General features: G+C 69.5%; 14 protein-coding genes. 6 read left to right on the top strand and 8 right to left on the bottom strand.

The annotated features are described in order from the left end of the window. Positions 1–518 precede the first annotated feature (518 nt). The 5 genes from OG972_RS02470 to rbsD are packed head-to-tail and all read left to right on the top strand — an operon-like array spanning position 519 to position 6344. Complete coding sequence (locus OG972_RS02470; protein WP_266978041.1) at positions 519–1535, top strand: LacI family DNA-binding transcriptional regulator; 1017 nt, start codon at positions 519–521, stop codon at positions 1533–1535. Then, positions 1532–3076 carry a sugar ABC transporter ATP-binding protein gene (locus OG972_RS02465; RefSeq protein ID WP_266978040.1) on the top strand — a complete coding sequence of 515 codons (1545 nt, stop codon included), beginning with the start codon at positions 1532–1534 and terminating at the stop codon, positions 3074–3076. The genes OG972_RS02470 and OG972_RS02465 overlap by 4 nt, the downstream gene beginning before the upstream one ends. After that, a complete protein-coding gene (locus tag OG972_RS02460; protein WP_266978039.1) occupies positions 3066–5015 on the top strand; it encodes a substrate-binding domain-containing protein in 1950 nt (649 codons plus the stop codon). Before OG972_RS02465 ends, OG972_RS02460 begins: the two co-directional genes overlap by 11 nt. Positions 5016–5052: 37 nt before the next feature. Further along, positions 5053–5958: a ribokinase gene (locus OG972_RS02455; protein WP_266978038.1), complete on the top strand. Its 906-nt coding sequence runs from the start codon at positions 5053–5055 to the stop codon at positions 5956–5958. Continuing rightward, a complete protein-coding gene (gene rbsD / locus OG972_RS02450; RefSeq protein ID WP_266978037.1) occupies positions 5955–6344 on the top strand; it encodes a D-ribose pyranase in 390 nt (129 codons plus the stop codon). Before OG972_RS02455 ends, rbsD begins: the two co-directional genes overlap by 4 nt. A 75-nt stretch (positions 6345–6419) precedes the next feature. On the opposite strand, the gene OG972_RS02445 is transcribed toward rbsD, so the two are convergent. Then, positions 6420–7049: an enoyl-CoA hydratase/isomerase family protein gene (locus OG972_RS02445; RefSeq protein ID WP_266978036.1), complete on the bottom strand. Its 630-nt coding sequence runs from the start codon at positions 7047–7049 to the stop codon at positions 6420–6422. Positions 7050–7076: 27 nt separating this feature from the next. Here OG972_RS02445 and OG972_RS02440 point away from each other — a divergent pair, with 27 nt between their 5' ends. After that, complete coding sequence (locus OG972_RS02440) at positions 7077–8294, top strand: cysteine desulfurase-like protein (protein ID WP_266978035.1); 1218 nt, start codon at positions 7077–7079, stop codon at positions 8292–8294. Positions 8295–8503: 209 nt separating this feature from the next. Here OG972_RS02440 and OG972_RS02435 read toward each other — a convergent pair whose 3' ends face one another. The 7 genes from OG972_RS02435 to OG972_RS02405 all read right to left on the bottom strand — a co-directional run bounded on the left by OG972_RS02435 (position 8504) and on the right by OG972_RS02405 (position 15003). Then, positions 8504–9289, bottom strand: coding sequence for an enoyl-CoA hydratase/isomerase family protein (locus OG972_RS02435; RefSeq protein ID WP_266978034.1), 786 nt, complete (start codon positions 9287–9289; stop codon positions 8504–8506). Beyond that, positions 9286–10533 carry a cytochrome P450 gene (locus OG972_RS02430; RefSeq protein ID WP_266978033.1) on the bottom strand — a complete coding sequence of 416 codons (1248 nt, stop codon included), beginning with the start codon at positions 10531–10533 and terminating at the stop codon, positions 9286–9288. Before OG972_RS02430 ends, OG972_RS02435 begins: the two co-directional genes overlap by 4 nt. Positions 10534–10637: 104 nt before the next feature. Then, positions 10638–12017, bottom strand: a complete 1380-nt coding sequence (locus tag OG972_RS02425) for a cytochrome P450 (protein ID WP_266978032.1) — start codon at positions 12015–12017, stop codon at positions 10638–10640. A gap of 10 nt (positions 12018–12027) precedes the next feature. Then, complete coding sequence (locus tag OG972_RS02420; RefSeq protein WP_266978031.1) at positions 12028–12588, bottom strand: ATP/GTP-binding protein; 561 nt, start codon at positions 12586–12588, stop codon at positions 12028–12030. Positions 12589–12591: 3 nt separating this feature from the next. Then, entirely contained in the window at positions 12592–12984 is a 393-nt protein-coding gene (locus tag OG972_RS02415; RefSeq protein WP_266978030.1) for a DUF742 domain-containing protein, read from the bottom strand. Further along, entirely contained in the window at positions 12977–13819 is an 843-nt protein-coding gene (locus OG972_RS02410) for a roadblock/LC7 domain-containing protein (RefSeq protein WP_266978029.1), read from the bottom strand. Before OG972_RS02410 ends, OG972_RS02415 begins: the two co-directional genes overlap by 8 nt. Continuing rightward, entirely contained in the window at positions 13816–15003 is a 1188-nt protein-coding gene (locus tag OG972_RS02405; protein WP_266978028.1) for an ATP-binding protein, read from the bottom strand. Before OG972_RS02405 ends, OG972_RS02410 begins: the two co-directional genes overlap by 4 nt. Between the last annotated feature and the right edge of the window lie 276 nt (positions 15004–15279).

Below are 15279 nucleotides of genomic sequence, written 5' to 3'. Positions count from 1 at the left end.
TCCCGGATGCACAGGGTGAGGCCGTGCCCGCCGCGAGGGGCGCCCGGACCGCCCACGGCAGTCATCCGGCTGCCGGCCTGTGCGGCGGATGAGGAACACCTGCGAGTCGCGCGGCGGCCCGCATGCGGACGGCGCGGGCCTGCTCCGGGTCGCAGCCGATCGGGGCGCCGCAGTCGAACGGCGCGGACATCCACGCCTGCGGGTCGACCACAGGGGAGTCCGCATGCCCGATGTTGCGCGGCCGCCCCGCAGCTCGGCGGCAAAGAGCGCCGCGCCCCTGCGCGCGGCGTAGCTGTGCAGCTACAGGGCGCGGGCGCTCCACCACGCCGGGGTGCCGTCCATGGTGCGCTCATATGAGCACTTTTGGTTACGGTTGGGTCTCGCTGCGGGGGTAAGGGGTTGCTCTTGAGGCGTGTAATCGTTTCCAATCGTCCATGTAATCGTTTCCATGGCTTCGGCGCCGATCGCGATGTCCCTGGATTCGAGGCCCACGGAAACCACAAGGAGGTGGTCCGGCAGTGGCGAGCATCAAAGATGTCGCAGCCGAGGCGGGCGTGTCCGTTGCCACGGTCTCGCGTGTCCTCAACAGTCATCCGTCCGTCAGCCCCGATGCACGGGCCCGCGTCCTCGCCGCTGTCGACGCGCTCGGCTACCGGCCCAACGCCGTCGCCCGGTCGCTGCGCACCGACCAGACACGCACGCTCGGCCTGATCATCAGCGACGTGCTCAACCCGTACTTCACCGCGCTGGCCCGCTCCGTCGAGGAGGCGGCTCGCGCGCTCGGGTACAGCGTCATCATCGGAAACGCCGACGAACGGCCCGAGCTCCAGGACCACCACATCCGCACGCTCCTCGACCGCCGGATCGACGGACTCCTCGTCTCTCCCACCGACGGCGGCTCCCCGCAGATACTGGACGCCGCGCGCGGTGGCACCCCGATGGTCTTCGTGGACCGCTGGATTCCGGGTGTGGACGTGCCCGTCGTACGGGCCGACGGCTGTCCCGCCGTCCGAGACCTCGTCGCCCACCTCTACCGCCTCGGCCACCGCAGGCTCGCCATCATCGCGGGCCCGGCCGCCACCACGACCGGCAGCGAGCGAGTCGAGGCCTTCCGGGACGCCCTGGGCGAGCACGGCCTTACGCTGCCCGACGCCTACATCGGACAGGGCGACTTCCAGGCGGACAGCGGACGACGTGCCACCGAGCGGTTCCTCGCCCTGCCCGAGCGGCCGGACGTGGTCTTCGCCGCCGACAACCTGATGGCGCTCGGCGCACTGGACGCGATCCGCGCACGCGGTCTGCGGGTTCCGCAGGACATCGCGCTCGCCGCGTTCGACGACATCCCGTGGTTCGTCCACACCGATCCGCCGATCACGGCGATCGCCCAGCCGACCGGAGACCTCGGCCGAGCCGCCGTACGGGCGCTGGTCGACGTCATAGAGGGCCGGCCCCCGCAGTCCGTCACCCTTCCCGCACGTCTCGTCGCACGCAGGTCCTGCGGCGAGCCCGCTTCGTACCAGAGGAGCAACCTGTGAGCAGCCAGGACGAGTTGCTGCGCATCGAGGGAATACGCAAGACCTTCCCCGGCGTGGTCGCGCTCGACTCCGTCGACTTCGACCTGCGCCGCGGTGAGGTGCATGTCCTGCTCGGCGAGAACGGCGCAGGCAAGAGCACGCTGATCAAGATGCTCTCCGGGGCCTACCGCCCGGACAGCGGACGGATCCTGGTCGACGGCCACGAGGTACGTGTCCACGGCGCCCAGGACGCCGAGCGGCTCGGGATCGCCACCATCTACCAGGAGTTCAACCTGGTGCCCGAGCTGACCGTGGCCGAGAACATCTTCCTCGGCCGCCAGCCGCGGCGCTTCGGGATGATCGACCGCAAGAAGATGGAGGCGGACGCCGAGGAACTCCTGCGCCGGGTCGGCGTACGCGTCTCACCGAAGGCCAAGGTGCGCGAACTCGGCATCGCCCGGTTGCAGATGGTGGAGATCGCCAAGGCACTCAGCCTGGACGCCCGCGTCCTGATCATGGACGAGCCGACCGCCGTACTGACCAGCGAGGAGGTGGACAAGCTCTTCCGCATCGTCCGGCAGCTGCGCGAGGACGGCGTGGGGATCGTCTTCATCACCCACCACCTGGAGGAGATCGCGGCGCTCGGCGACCGGGTCACCGTTTTGCGCGACGGCCGCAGCATCGGCCAGGTGCCCGCCTCGACACCCGAGGACGAGCTCGTACGACTCATGGTCGGGCGCAGCATCGATCAGCAGTACCCGCGTGAACGTCCGGAGACCGGCGATGTGCTGCTCTCCGTGCGGGGGCTGACCCGCGGCGGCGTCTTCCACGACGTCAGCTTCGACGTCCATGCCGGAGAGGTCGTCGGACTCGCCGGACTCGTCGGCGCCGGCCGCACCGAAGTCGTCCGCGCCGTCTTCGGCGCCGACCCCTACGACGCCGGGAGCGTCGAGGTGCGGGGCGAGCGCCTGGGCAGGGGCGACGTGAACGCCGCCATGGGCGCCGGGATCGGACTCGTACCCGAGGACCGCAAGGGTCAGGGACTGGTGCTCGACGCCTCGGTGCAGGAGAACCTCGGCCTGGTCACGCTGCGTTCGGCCAGCCGCGGCGGTCTCGTGGACCTCAAGGGGCAGCGCACGGCAGCCGCCCGGATCGCCGAGCAGCTGGGCGTACGGATGGCGGGCCTCGGCCAGCATGTCCGCACTCTCTCCGGCGGCAACCAGCAGAAGGTCGTCATCGGGAAGTGGCTGCTCGCCGACACCAGAGTGCTGATCCTCGACGAGCCGACCCGCGGCATCGATGTCGGCGCGAAGGTCGAGATCTACCAGCTCATCAACGAACTGACGGCCTCCGGCCACGCGGTCCTGATGATCTCCAGTGACCTGCCCGAGGTCCTCGGCATGAGCGACCGGGTGCTCGTCATGGCGCAGGGCCGGATCGCCGGCGAGCTGCCCGCGCACGAAGCGACCCAGGACGCGGTGATGGCGCTCGCCGTCAGCGCCCCGTCCGTGACAACCACCCCTGATGTGAACGATGAAGTGGAGGGCTCCCGTGGCCACTGACACGCTCAAGAGCAATACGGGCGCGCGTGGCGCCTCGGCGCTCCGCCGCATCCTGCTCGACAATGGCGCACTGAGCGCCCTGGTGGTCCTGGTGGTGGCGATGTCGCTGCTCTCCGGCGACTTCCTGACCACTCAGAACCTGCTCAACGTGGGTGTGCAGGCCTCCGTGACGGCGATCCTCGCGTTCGGTGTCACCTTCGTCATCGTCTCCGCGGGCATCGACCTGTCCGTCGGCTCGGTGGCCGCGCTCTCGGCGACCGTACTCGCCTGGATGGCGACGTCCGGGGGCGTCCCCGTGTGGATCGCGGTGATCCTCGCCGTGGCCACCGGCATCGCCTGCGGCCTCGTCAACGGCGCCCTCGTCTCGTACGGGAAACTGCCGCCGTTCATCGCCACGCTGGCGATGCTCTCGATCGGCCGTGGCCTGTCCCTCGTCATCTCTCAGGGCAGCCCGATCGCCTTCCCCGACTCCGTCTCGGTGCTCGGCGACACGCTCGGCGGGTGGCTGCCCGTTCCGGTCCTCGTGATGGTCGCGATGGGACTGGTCACGGCAGTCGTCCTCGGGCGCACATACATCGGCCGCTCGATGTACGCGATCGGCGGCAACGAGGAAGCGGCCAGGCTGTCGGGGCTCCGCGTCAAGCGGCAGAAGCTCGTCATCTACGCACTGTCCGGCCTTTTCGCCGCCGTCGCGGGCATCGTCCTCGCCTCCCGCCTGGTCTCCGCGCAGCCGCAGGCCGCACAGGGGTACGAGCTGGACGCGATCGCCGCGGTCGTCATCGGCGGCGCCAGCCTGGCGGGTGGCGTCGGCAAGGCGTCCGGAACGCTGATCGGCGCGCTGATACTCGCCGTGCTCCGCAACGGGCTCAACCTGCTGTCCGTCTCGGCCTTCTGGCAGCAGGTCGTCATCGGTGTCGTCATCGCGCTCGCCGTCCTGCTGGACACGGTGCGTCGGCGTGCCGGCGGCGGGTCCCCGACATCGGCAGCCTCCGGTGCATCCGGTCCGGGCGGCAAGGGAGCGGTGAAACTCGCGATCGCCGCGGTGTGCGTGGCGGCCGTGGTCGCGGCCGTGTCCTTCTTCAACCCCGGCTCCTCCGGTACGACGACCAAGGTCGGCATGTCGCTCTCCACGCTCAACAACCCCTTCTTCGTGCAGATGAAGGCGGGCGCGCAGGCGGAGGCCAAGCACGCGGGCATCGACCTCACGGTGACGGACGCGCAGAACGACGCGTCGCAGCAGGCCAACCAGCTCCAGAACTTCACCGGTGAGGGCGTGAAGTCGATCATTGTCAATCCGGTGGACTCGGATGCGGTGGGACCCGCGGTGCGGGCCGCCAACAAGGCCGACATCCCGGTGATCGCCGCCGACCGCGGCGTCAACAAGGCGGACACCGCGACGCTCGTCGCCTCCGACAACGTCGCGGGCGGCAGGCTCGCCGCGAAGGCGCTGGCCGAGAAGCTCGGCGGCAAGGGCGACATCGTCGTCCTGCAAGGCACCGCGGGCACGTCCGCCAGCCGCGAGCGCGGTCAGGGCTTCACCGAGGGAATCAAGGCGTACCCGGGGATCAAGGTCGTCGCCTCCCAGCCCGCGGACTTCGACCGCACCAAGGGCCTGGACGTCATGACCAACCTGCTGCAGTCCCACCCGAAAGTCACCGGTGTCTTCGCCGAGAACGACGAGATGGCGCTCGGCGCGGTCAAGGCGCTCGGCAGCAAGGCCGGCACGTCCGTCGACGTCGTCGGATTCGACGGCACCCCCGACGGTCTGAAGGCGGTCGCGACGGGCACGCTGTACGCCTCGGTGGCCCAGCAGCCGAAGGAGCTCGGGAAGATCGCCGTGCAGAACGCGGTCGAGGCCACGCGCGGCAAGAAGGTCGACAGCATGGTCAAGGTGCCCGTGAAGGTCGTGACGGAGAAGAACGTCGCCGACTTCTCCTGACCACCCACCCTTGGATCCCAGTGAAAGAAGGACAGCGATGCAGGACTACGACCTGCTGGTCGTAGGGTCGGCCAACGCCGACCTGGTGATCGGCGTCGAGCGGCGCCCCGCGCCGGGAGAGACCGTGCTCGGCTCCGACCTTGCCGTCCATCCGGGCGGGAAGGGAGGCAACCAGGCCGTCGCCGCGGCCCGCCTCGGAGCCAGGACCGCTCTGCTGGCCCGGGTGGGCGACGACGCCCATGGTCGGCTGCTGCTGGAATCGCAGCGCGAGGCCGGCGTGGACACCGGTGGTGTCCTCGTCGGCGGGGCGCCCACCGGGGTTGCGCTGATCACGGTGGATCCGTCGGGTGACAACAGCATCGTGGTCTCGCCGGGGGCCAACGCCCGGCTGACTCCCGACGACATCCGCGCGGCCGCCGACCTGCTCGCCGGCGCCCGGGTCGTCTCGGCACAGCTGGAGATCCCCCTGGAGACCGTGGCCGAGGTGGCACGAACCCGGCCGCCCGGTGCCCGGTTCGTTCTGAACCCGTCGCCGCCCGCGCCGCTGCCCGACGATGTACTCGCCGCCTGCGACCCGCTGGTCGTCAACGAGCACGAGGCCCGGTTCGTGCTCGGCGCTTCCGCGGGGCCCGGCCCCGAGGACTGGGCCCGGGCACTCCTCGCCCTCGGCCCGCAGTCGGTGGTGATCACCCTGGGCGCGGACGGCGCGCTGGTCGCCGACGGCCGTACGGACGCCGTGGCACGGATCCCGAGCCCCCGGGTGGACGCCGTGGACACCACCGGTGCCGGTGACGCTTTCACCGCCGCCCTTGCCTGGCGGCTCAGCGTGGGCGAGGACATCGCGACGGCTGCCGCCTTCGCCGTGCGGGTGGGCGCCGCAGCTGTCACCAGGGAAGGCGCGCAGGTGTCCTTCCCGACCGCCGAGGAGGTTTCCGCGCTGTGAAGAAGGACGGAATTCTCAACCGTCATCTGGCGGGGGCGCTGGCCGAGCTTGGCCATGGCGACGAGGTCCTCGTCTGCGACGCGGGCATGCCCGTCCCGGCCGGTCCGCGGGTCGTCGATCTGGCCTTCCGTGCCGGAATACCTTCGTTCGCCGATGTGCTCGAAGGGCTGTTGGACGAGCTGGTGATCGAGGGTGCCACGGCCGCGTGCGAGGTGCGGGAGGCGAATCCGGCGGCCGCCGGACTGCTGGCAGGATGCCTGCCGGATCTGCAGCTGGTGCCGCACGACGAGCTCAAGGCGCTGTCGGCGGGGGCGCGGTTGGTCGTACGCACCGGGGAGGCGCGGCCCTACGCGAACGTCCTGCTGCGCTGCGGAGTCTTCTTCTGATCCGTGTGCATACGAGTGAGGCCCGGCACCGTAACGCGGTGCCGGGCCTCACGCATGCCCTGGGGGTCCGGCAGCTCAGCGCGCCCGCGCCGTCTGCGCCGCCACCGAGGCGGTCAGCAGCTCCGCGTCGAAGAGCGAGGCGTCCGCGAGGCGGGCAGCGCCCGCGTAGGCATTGAGCATGACCTCGGCGCTCCGCAGCGCCGCGGGAGACCTGCGGACCAGCGGCTTGGTCCACCGCACGATGATGCTGTCGAGTTCGTCCTCCGGGACGGCCTTGTGGAGTATGGAGAGTTCCGTCGCCCGTACGGCATCGAAGTTGTCCGCCGTGAGGATCAGCCCGCGGACCTTCGCCGCTCCCGACTCGGCGAGCAGCCGGGGCCGGACCCCGCCCCAGGCCGGCGGAACGCCGAGGCCCAGCTCCGGCATGCGGAACCGGCAGGTGTCCGCCCCGACCCGCAGATCACAGAAGATCGCGAGTCCCAGGCCTGCTCCGATCACTCCGCCGTGCAGCCGGGCGATGGTGACCGCATGAGTGGTGGCGAGTGCGATCCTTGCCGGGCGTTGCTGTGGGATCCCGAAGGACCGGCGGCAGACATGCGGAAGGGAGAGAGCCCCGTTCCTCGGCCCCTCGCCGCAGCGGTCCCGGGCAAGCAGGGCTCCCCGCACCGGCAGCCGTGCTCCCGCACCCCGTACCGTGGCGCTCACCTCGTCATCTCGCCTACAGGAGTACGCATGAGCTTTGATGTCGACGCCGTCCGCGCCCAGTTCCCCGCCCTGAAGTCGGGTTCCGCCCGCTTCGACGCCCCCGGCGGCACCCAGACACCTCAACCCGTGATCGACGCCATCGCGGACGCATTGGCCAACCCGCTGGCGAACCGGGGCCTCACCACCGAGGGCGAGCGTAACGCGGAGGCTGTCGTGACCGGCGCCCGCCGCGCGCTGGCCGACCTGCTGGGTGCCGATCCACGGGGCATCGTCTTCGGCCGCAGTTCCACCCAGCTCGCCTACGACCTGTCGCGCACCCTCGCCAAGAACTGGGGCCCCGGCGACGAGGTGGTCGTCAGCCGGCTCGACCACGACTCCAATATCCGCCCCTGGATCCAGGCGGCCGAGGCTGTGGGCGCCGCCGTCCGCTGGGCAGACTTCGACCCGGCCACCGGTGAGCTGACGACCGACGACATCGCACAGGTGCTCTCCGCGCGCACCCGCTTGGTCGCCGTCACCGCAGCGTCCAATCTGATCGGCACCCGCCCCGACATCCCGGCTGTCGCCGACCTGGTACACCGGGCCGGAGCGCTGTTGCATGTGGACGCGGTGCACTACGCCTCGCACGCCGCCGTCGACCTGCCCGGCCTCGGCGCGGACTTCCTGGTCTGCTCGCCGTACAAATTCCTCGGCCCGCACCTCGGCGTGCTGGCGAGCCGCCCCGAGCTGCTGGAGACGCTGCGCCCGGACAAGCTCCTGCCCTCCACCGACGTGGTTCCCGAGCGCTTCGAACTGGGCACGCTGCCCTACGAATTGCTCGCCGGCGCCCGCGCGGCGGTGGACTTCCTCGCCGGACTGGCCCCCGGCTCCGACGGCACCCGCCGGGAACAGCTCCTCGCCGCCTTCGAGGCGATCGAGACCCACGAGGACGCCCTCCGGGCCCGCATCGAGCAAGGACTGGCCGCCCTCGGCAGTGTCACCGTGCACTCCCGGGCCGCCCACCGTACGCCGACCCTGCTGCTCACCCTGGCAGACCGGAGCGCCGCCGCCTCGCGATACCTGGCGGAGCGAGGCGTCGACGCTCCGGCCGGCTCGTTCTACGCGCTGGAGGCATCCCGCAGGCTCGGACTGGGCGACGAGGGCGGACTGCGGATCGGTCTGGCCCCCTACAACAGCGCCGAGGACGTCGACAGGCTGCTGGACGTCCTGTCCGGCTTCCTGGGCACCTCGCCCGCCACCGGCTGACGCGGGCGGCCACTCGCGAGGTGCCGGTGTGCGTCAGCCCGCCGCAGCATCACCAAGCCCGACGAGCTCGCCTACTTCCTCGCATCTGATCGTGAATGGCCGGGTACCTCGCCGCGCGCACTGTGCCCGCCACACGCGCCGAGGCACCCGGCCGTCCCCATGCCTCGGCGGTCCGTGGCGGGCCGGACGCTCGTATCAGCCTGGGAGGATCAGCCCCTTGCGCGCTGGTGGAGAGTGGCTGCCAGGAGATGGGAGTCGAGCAGGGAGACGTCTGCCGTCCTGTCCGCCCGTGCGTAGCCGGCCAGCATCCGTTTGGTCAGGACGAGTGCTTCGGGCGAGCGTCGGACGAGGGGCCTGGTCCAGGAATCGATCACCTTGTCCAGCTGGTCGAGTGGGGCGGTCCGGTGGAGCAGACCGATACGGTGGGCCGTGTCGGCGTCGAAGACGTCGCAGGTGAGCATGAGCTCGCGAATCCTGGAGGTGCCGGCCTCGGAGACCAGGCGTCCCATCGCCCCGCCCCACGCCGGCGGTAGCCCTATGCCGACCTCCGGCATGCGAAAGCGGCTGGTGTCGGCACCGGCGCGCAGATCGCAGAAGGAGGCGAGGGCGAGACCCGCGCCGATGACCCGCCCGTGCAACCGGGCGATGGTGACCGCGTGAGTGTTCTCCAGGGCCTGGCACAGGCGGTGCGCCTTGTCGGCGATGCGCCGCAGGGTTGCTCCGGACGGATCGGCGGCCAGTGCCTCCTGGTACTCGTTGCGGTCGGCACCCAGGCAGAAATCCGTACCCAGTGACGACAGCGTCAGGATCCGGACGTCGGGTCTTTCGTGGAGGTCGTCGAGCAGGGTGACGAGGTCGTCGAGGACTGCGGCGTCCAACGTGTCGTCCTGTCCCCAGGGGTTGAGGCGGACATGCAGTACGGGGCCGTCCTGCTCGGCACGTATCGCCTTGGGAGCGGTCCAGGCGAGTGCGGGGGTGGGGGTCGATTCGGTCATGCGAGGGCTACGTCCAGGTTCAGCAGGCGTCGGAACGCCACACGGGGCGCCATCGACGGGGGGCGTACGAGGGTGAGGCGGGGAAGGCGCCGGATCAGTTGGCGGAGAAGGGTCTGGGCTTCGAGGCGGGCCAGCGGCGCGCCGAGGCAGTAGTGGATGCCGCCACTGAATGCGAGGTGGCCAGGCGTGCGTTCGGGGTCGAACCGGTCCGCGTCGCTGTGTCTGGCCGGGTCTCGGTGCGCCGCTCCGACCATGAGGTGGACCATCTCGCCGCGGCGGATCTCGACGCCTCCCAGCACGGAGTCCTGCGAGGCGACCCTGCTGATCACGTGGGTGGGCGGGTCGTAGCGGAGCGTCTCCTCCACGAACCCGGGTACGTGGCCCGGGTTATCGGCGATCATGTCCCAGCGTTCCGGGCTTTCGACGAGCCGGAGTGTCATCGTCGAGAGGAGGGTCGCGGTGGTCTCCAGGGCGGCCAGCAGGACGAACAACACCAGGAAGTAGACCGCCTCGTCGGCCTTGTCCTGGTCGGGCTCGATCGCGTCCCACGTCTGGATCCACCGGGTGACGGGGTCATCACCGGGGTGGGAGCGCCGATCACGCACCAGGTCCATGAAATAGGTGCGGAGTTCGGCCGTGGCCGCGTCGGACAATGCCAGTTGGCTGGCCGACGGCAGCAGCTCCTGGGTGAAGACCTGATCATGTGTCAACTGCCTGAGTCTGGGCCAGTCGGCCTGCGGCAGCCCGAGCCAGTCGCCTATGGTGGCCACCGGCAGCTCCTCGCAGACAAGCTCCGAGAAGTCCGCCTCGCCGGTGCGTATTCGCTCCGTGAAGGCGTCGAGGAGCTGATCCGTGGTCCGGTTCACATTGCGGCCGATGCGCTCCACAGTGGCTCGGTCGAAGGTGCCCGCCGCTCGTCTCACCTTGGTGTGGTCGGGGGGGTTGAGCGCGGCGAGCGTGTTGCTCATCTCGCGTGAGGAGGGTGCGTTCCAACGTGTCCCGGCCCCCTGGCGCTCCCGCCATCTCTTGTCGGGCTCCAGCCATTGACGGCTGCGCAGAACCTGGTCGCAGGCGGCGAAGCCCGTCACGACGGAGCCGCCCCAGGGGGCGGGCACCACCTCGCCCCGCGAGAGGAGTTCGGCGTATATCGGGAAGGGGTCTGCCTGCCCTCTGGCCGTCCGCAGACGGGAGAAGAGGGAGGCGGACGCCCGGCGGTCGTACGACGGAGTTGTGGCAACGCCCATGGAGGCGGCTCCTTTCTGAGAACCAGCCGCCATGCATACCCACAAGATCGTTAAAGCATCCACTACCCCTGAGTACTCAGGAGGTTACTAAAATCACTTTTCCCTCACTCGCCCCTGGTCCACGCCAGGAAGCGGCTGAACAGGCCGCCCTTGGGCTGCGGCGCGACACCGGCGTTCGTATGCGAGGGTGCGGCGGTGGAGGGCGAGGAGGCGGCTGTCTGCTGCTGGGGCATCTGGCCCGCGTTCGATCCGGCCGACTCGGCTGCCTGGGGAACAGCCCTCGGGGTGAAGCGGATCGGGAGGGTGACCAGCGAGCGGCTCCACGGGCTCGGCGTCCAGGTGAGCGCCTTGAACGGGACACGCATCTCGACGTCGGGAAGCCGGTTGAGCAGTGCTTCGACGGCAGTCACGGCGATCATGAAAGCCGGGTCCTTGGCGGGGCAGGCGTGTGGGCCCGCTCCGAATGCCAAGTGCGCCTTGGCGCTGAGCTTTTCGCGGTGTTCGGTCAGCTTCGGGTCGGTGTTGGCCGCGGCGAATGAGATCAGGATCGGGTCGTTGGCCCGGATCACCCTGTCGCCGAGCTCGACGTCGTGAGTCGGGTAGTGGGCCGCGTAGTTGGCGATCGGCGCGTAGTTCCAGAGGGTCTGGGAGACCGCGTCCTCGACCGGGAGGCCGACCTGCCAGTCCTCTCCGAGGTACAGGGCGCTACTGGTGCCGATGGCCGCGGCCAGCGGCGCGGTGCCACCGGAGAGCAGAGTGACCAGCTGGTGCAGCACCTCTTCGTCGCTCAGCTGGGCCGGGTGCCCCATCAGACGCGTCGTGAGGTCGGCTGCCGGGCGCCGCCGCTTGAGGGCGATCAGCTCGGTGAGCGCCCCGCCGAGCACCTCGTCGGCCCCGGGTGTGCCCTCGAAGATGCCACTGATCCCGGCGATCACGCGGTCGCCGATCTCGGGCGGGCAGCCGAACAGGTTGCTGAAGACCAGCAGAGGCAGCGGCTGGGCGTACTCGGCCATCAGCTCCGCCTGGCCGCGGATGTCGGTACTGAACTGGCTGATCAGGTAGGCGGCGGACTGTTGTGTCTGCCTGATGAGCTGGTGCTCGTTGACCGTGGCGAGACTGTCGGTAACGGCCTGACGCAGTCGGGCATGTGCCGCACCGTCACTGAAGAGCGCGTTGGGGCGGTAACCCATCATGGGCAGTGCCGGGCTGTCGGCCGGGACGCGCCCTTCGTTGAGGGCGTTCCAGCGGCGGGAGTCGCGCACGAAGGAGGCGGGGTTCTGCAGGACGTACAGAGCGGCGTCGTAGCTGGTGACGAGCTCGGCCTGGACGTCGGGGGCGATGTCCACGGGCGCACTGAGACCGAACGAACGCAGCTGTGCGTAGTGGCTGTCGGGGTCGGCTCCGAACGCGGGGCCGTACATCTGGACGTTCCCGTGCGCGGGGCAGCCGGGAGGTATCTCCTGCGGCTCAAGTGGCTGTTGCATTCCTGCGCTCCTAGCCGAGTTGGGACATGAGGTGTTTCACGAGGGTGATGAGGGCCTGTGCCGAGGAGTTCTCGTCCCGTACGTCGCACTCCACGACAGGGGTCTCGGCGGTGAGGTTCAGGGCCTCGCGCACCTCGTCGAGCGGGTAGTTCGTGGTGCCGTCGAAGTGGTTCACGGCGATGGCGTACGTCAGGCCGAAACGCTCGACGAGGTCCAGGACGGGGAATGACTCGTGCAGTCTCTCCGGGTCGACCAGGACCAGCGCGCCCAGGGCGCCCCGGGAGAGTTCCTCCCACATCTCCTTGAAGCGCTCCTGGCCGGGCGTTCCGAAGAGGTAGAGCACCAGGGTGTCGCTAAGGGTGAGCCGGCCGAAGTCCATGGCGACGGTGGTGGTCTTCTTGTCGGGTGTGCCCGACAGGTCATCGAAGCCCACGCTGGCCTCGGTGATCTCTTCCTCGGTCCGTAGGGGCTCGATCTCGGAGAGACTGCCGATGCAGGTGGTCTTGCCGACCCCGAAGTGCCCCACTATGAGGATCTTCACCGCGTGGGAGACATCTGGATCCAGGTACACGCGTTACGCTCCGAATCGATTCTTCAGGCCCTCGAGCACGGCGCTGACCAGTTCTTTGTCGACACGTTCGGCGCGCGGTATCGGTCTCCTCACGAGGATGAGATTGTCCTCTTCCAACTGCGCCAGCAGGATGCGGACGATGCCCAGGGGCAGGTGCGTGTGCCCTGCCACCTCGGCCACGGACAGGAAGCCGTTCGCGACCAGGTCCATGACCTGCCCCGATTCCGGGGACAGCGTGCGCGCCGCGACCGGTCCGTCCTCTGCCGCCACCGTCACGAGCGTCGTGTGCTCGTATTCGTGGTCCGGGGGCAGTGCTCGTCCGTTCGTGATCACGAAGAGGGGGACTAACGGAGACGTCAGTTCCAGCTCTTCGTCCTGTTCGGGCCCGTCAGGCATGGCCTGTCCCCTTCCCCGGTGTCGCCGCCGCGGTCAGTCTGGGAACCACCTCGTGCAGACGCGTGGCGAACTCCTCTATGTCGCAGTCGTGTTCGGCGGCAGCGGCCAGCAAGGCACCGGGACCGGCCGCCATCAGGAAGATCCAGCCGTGCTGGAACTCGATGACCGTCTGACACCATTCCGCGTCCTCGAGGACCCCCGCAAACTGGGAGGTGACCCGGCTGTAGGCGTGGATGCCCGTCATGGCCGCGGAGATCGTGTCCGCGAGGTCGCGGCTCATCCTGCTGGTCGCCCCGCGGGGAAGGCCGTCCGATCCCAGCAGCACCGCGTGGCGGGCACCCTTGACCTCGGAAATCACCTGGTCGAGCTCGACCAGGACGAATCCCGCGTCACCGGAGCTCTGCTGCCGGGGGGCTTTCCCTCGCGCACCTCCGGCGTCCCCGGCGCTCACCCTCGGCGGCGAGGTGAGGTTGTTGCCCAGCCGGGCGACAAGGCGGTGCATGCGGAAGGACATCTGCTGCATGTCCACATCGGGCGCGGCTGCGGCGGCGAGGTAGGCGCCCTGCCCTGCCCCGATCAGGAAGCTCCAGCCATGCGAGAACTCGATGATGGTCTGGTTCCACTGCCGGTCCTCCTCCGGTCCGGCGAAGTGGGCCGCCGCCCGGCTGAGCGACTGCATCCCGGCCATGGCGGCGGAGATGGTGCGCACATCCTTCTCGGCCAGGCCTTCGGTCGCGCCGCGTGGAAGGCCGTCCGCGGACAGCAGGACGGCGTGGCGCGCACGGGGCACGTTGTGCACGATGTCCTCGAGCATCCACGACAGGTCTGCGGTCATGCGTCTTCGGATCCTTCGAACGAGGTGGCGTCAAGGTTGCGGCCGGAGAGCGTGCCGCGCTGGAAGGCCCCCAGGCTGCGCCCGGAAGCGCGGCCTGTCTCCCCCGGGGTCCGCGGCGCCGACGAGGTGGTGTCGGGATCGGGGACGCTCGTGATGGCGGCCTGGCGTGCGCCGCGCTTGGGTAGACCGTTCAGCGTGCGCGACGTCGCGCTCTGGGGCCGGCTCTCGGTGGCGCGCCGGATATTGCTGACCGGAGCCTCCTGGGCGGGCGGCATCTCCTCCATGGTCCACAGCTCCTCGGGCAAGAGGACGACGGCCCTGACGCCGCCGTATCGGGAGACTCCGGTGACGTCCACCTTGAAACCGTGCTGACGCGCGATCAGGCCGACGACCGGGAAGCCGAACTTCGGCTGAGTCCCGAGCTGCGACAGACGGGGGGCGACTTCTCCGGAGAGCAGCGCGGTCGCCCGCTGCCGCTCTTCGTCGTTCATGCTGACACCGGCGTCGTCGATGACGATGCACAGGTTGTTCTGGACGCGCTGGAATGTCACCTCGATCGGCGCGTCGTGCTGCGAGAAGCTGGCCGCGTTGTCAAGCAGCTCCGCCACGGCGAGGGCGACGGGCGCGACCGCGGACGCCTTCAGGGCGAGACCGGCCTGCTGCATGATGGCGACCCGGTGGAAGTTGCGAATCTGGCCCTGGGCACTGCGCACCACGTCGTAGACGCTGGCGGGCCTGTTGCGACGGCCGAGCGGCGCACCGCACATGACGGCGATGCCCTGAGCCTTGCGCGCCATCTGGGCGTTGGCGTGGTTGACATCCAACAGGTCGCTGAGGACGGCGTGTCCGCCGTACTTGTGCTGGATGCCGTCCAGAAGTGTCGTCTGCTCGGCTGCGAGGCTCTGCAGGAAGCTGGCGGCACCCTTGAGGACGGCCTTGGTGTTCTCCTCCGCCGCTTCCTTGGCTTCGCGGAGCGTGGCGTCCTGCTCGTTCCGGAACCTCTGCAGTTCGGCGCGAGCTGAGTGCAGGTGGCTGTCTGACGTGAGGAGCTCGCGCCTCAGTTCGGCCTCGGTATGCTGCTTCTTCGCCCCCAGTGCTCTGTTGCGGGCGACGAGTGCCACGACCGCGACCACGGCTATCGCCGCCACCGCAACCAAGCACCACACAAGTGCGTCTCGATTCATGGAAACCTTTCCCGGCGCATGGCATGCGGACGGCTGCGGATACACCTCGCGAGGACCCGCAACACAGCTGATCGGCACGGTTCACCTGCTGTTACGCGGAGAGCATGCCGCCGATCGCGAATCAGTATCTGCGTCAAATGGATCAAGATCACAGATGTCGGGATGCTATCACCGGATCTTCGCCTCCTCGGACACCTGCTATGGCGCCGCATACGCCCAACACGGCTGCCGCAGCAGCGGGTTGACATGGCCTTTCGACCCACATCTGCCATTCGC

It is taken from the genome of Streptomyces sp. NBC_01669 (assembly GCF_026339735.1).
GTDB lineage: Bacteria > Actinomycetota > Actinomycetes > Streptomycetales > Streptomycetaceae > Streptomyces > Streptomyces yanii.
Note: the sequence above shows the minus strand (reverse complement) of the source record. Positions and strands in the feature narration are given on the sequence as shown.

Bases quoted from the DNA above. Each gene is read 5' to 3' on its own strand.
- OG972_RS02455 (WP_266978038.1), top strand. From the start codon at position 5,053: ATGCAGGACTACGACCTGCTGGTCGTAGGGTCGGCCAACGCCGACCTG.
- OG972_RS02440 (WP_266978035.1), top strand. From the start codon at position 7,077: ATGAGCTTTGATGTCGACGCCGTCCGCGCCCAGTTCCCCGCCCTGAAG.
- OG972_RS02435 (WP_266978034.1), bottom strand. From the start codon at position 9,289: ATGACCGAATCGACCCCCACCCCCGCACTCGCCTGGACCGCTCCCAAG.
- OG972_RS02430 (WP_266978033.1), bottom strand. From the start codon at position 10,533: ATGGGCGTTGCCACAACTCCGTCGTACGACCGCCGGGCGTCCGCCTCC.
- OG972_RS02425 (WP_266978032.1), bottom strand. From the start codon at position 12,017: ATGCAACAGCCACTTGAGCCGCAGGAGATACCTCCCGGCTGCCCCGCG.
- OG972_RS02415 (WP_266978030.1), bottom strand. From the start codon at position 12,984: ATGCCTGACGGGCCCGAACAGGACGAAGAGCTGGAACTGACGTCTCCG.
- OG972_RS02410 (WP_266978029.1), bottom strand. From the start codon at position 13,819: ATGACCGCAGACCTGTCGTGGATGCTCGAGGACATCGTGCACAACGTG.
- OG972_RS02405 (WP_266978028.1), bottom strand. From the start codon at position 15,003: ATGAATCGAGACGCACTTGTGTGGTGCTTGGTTGCGGTGGCGGCGATA.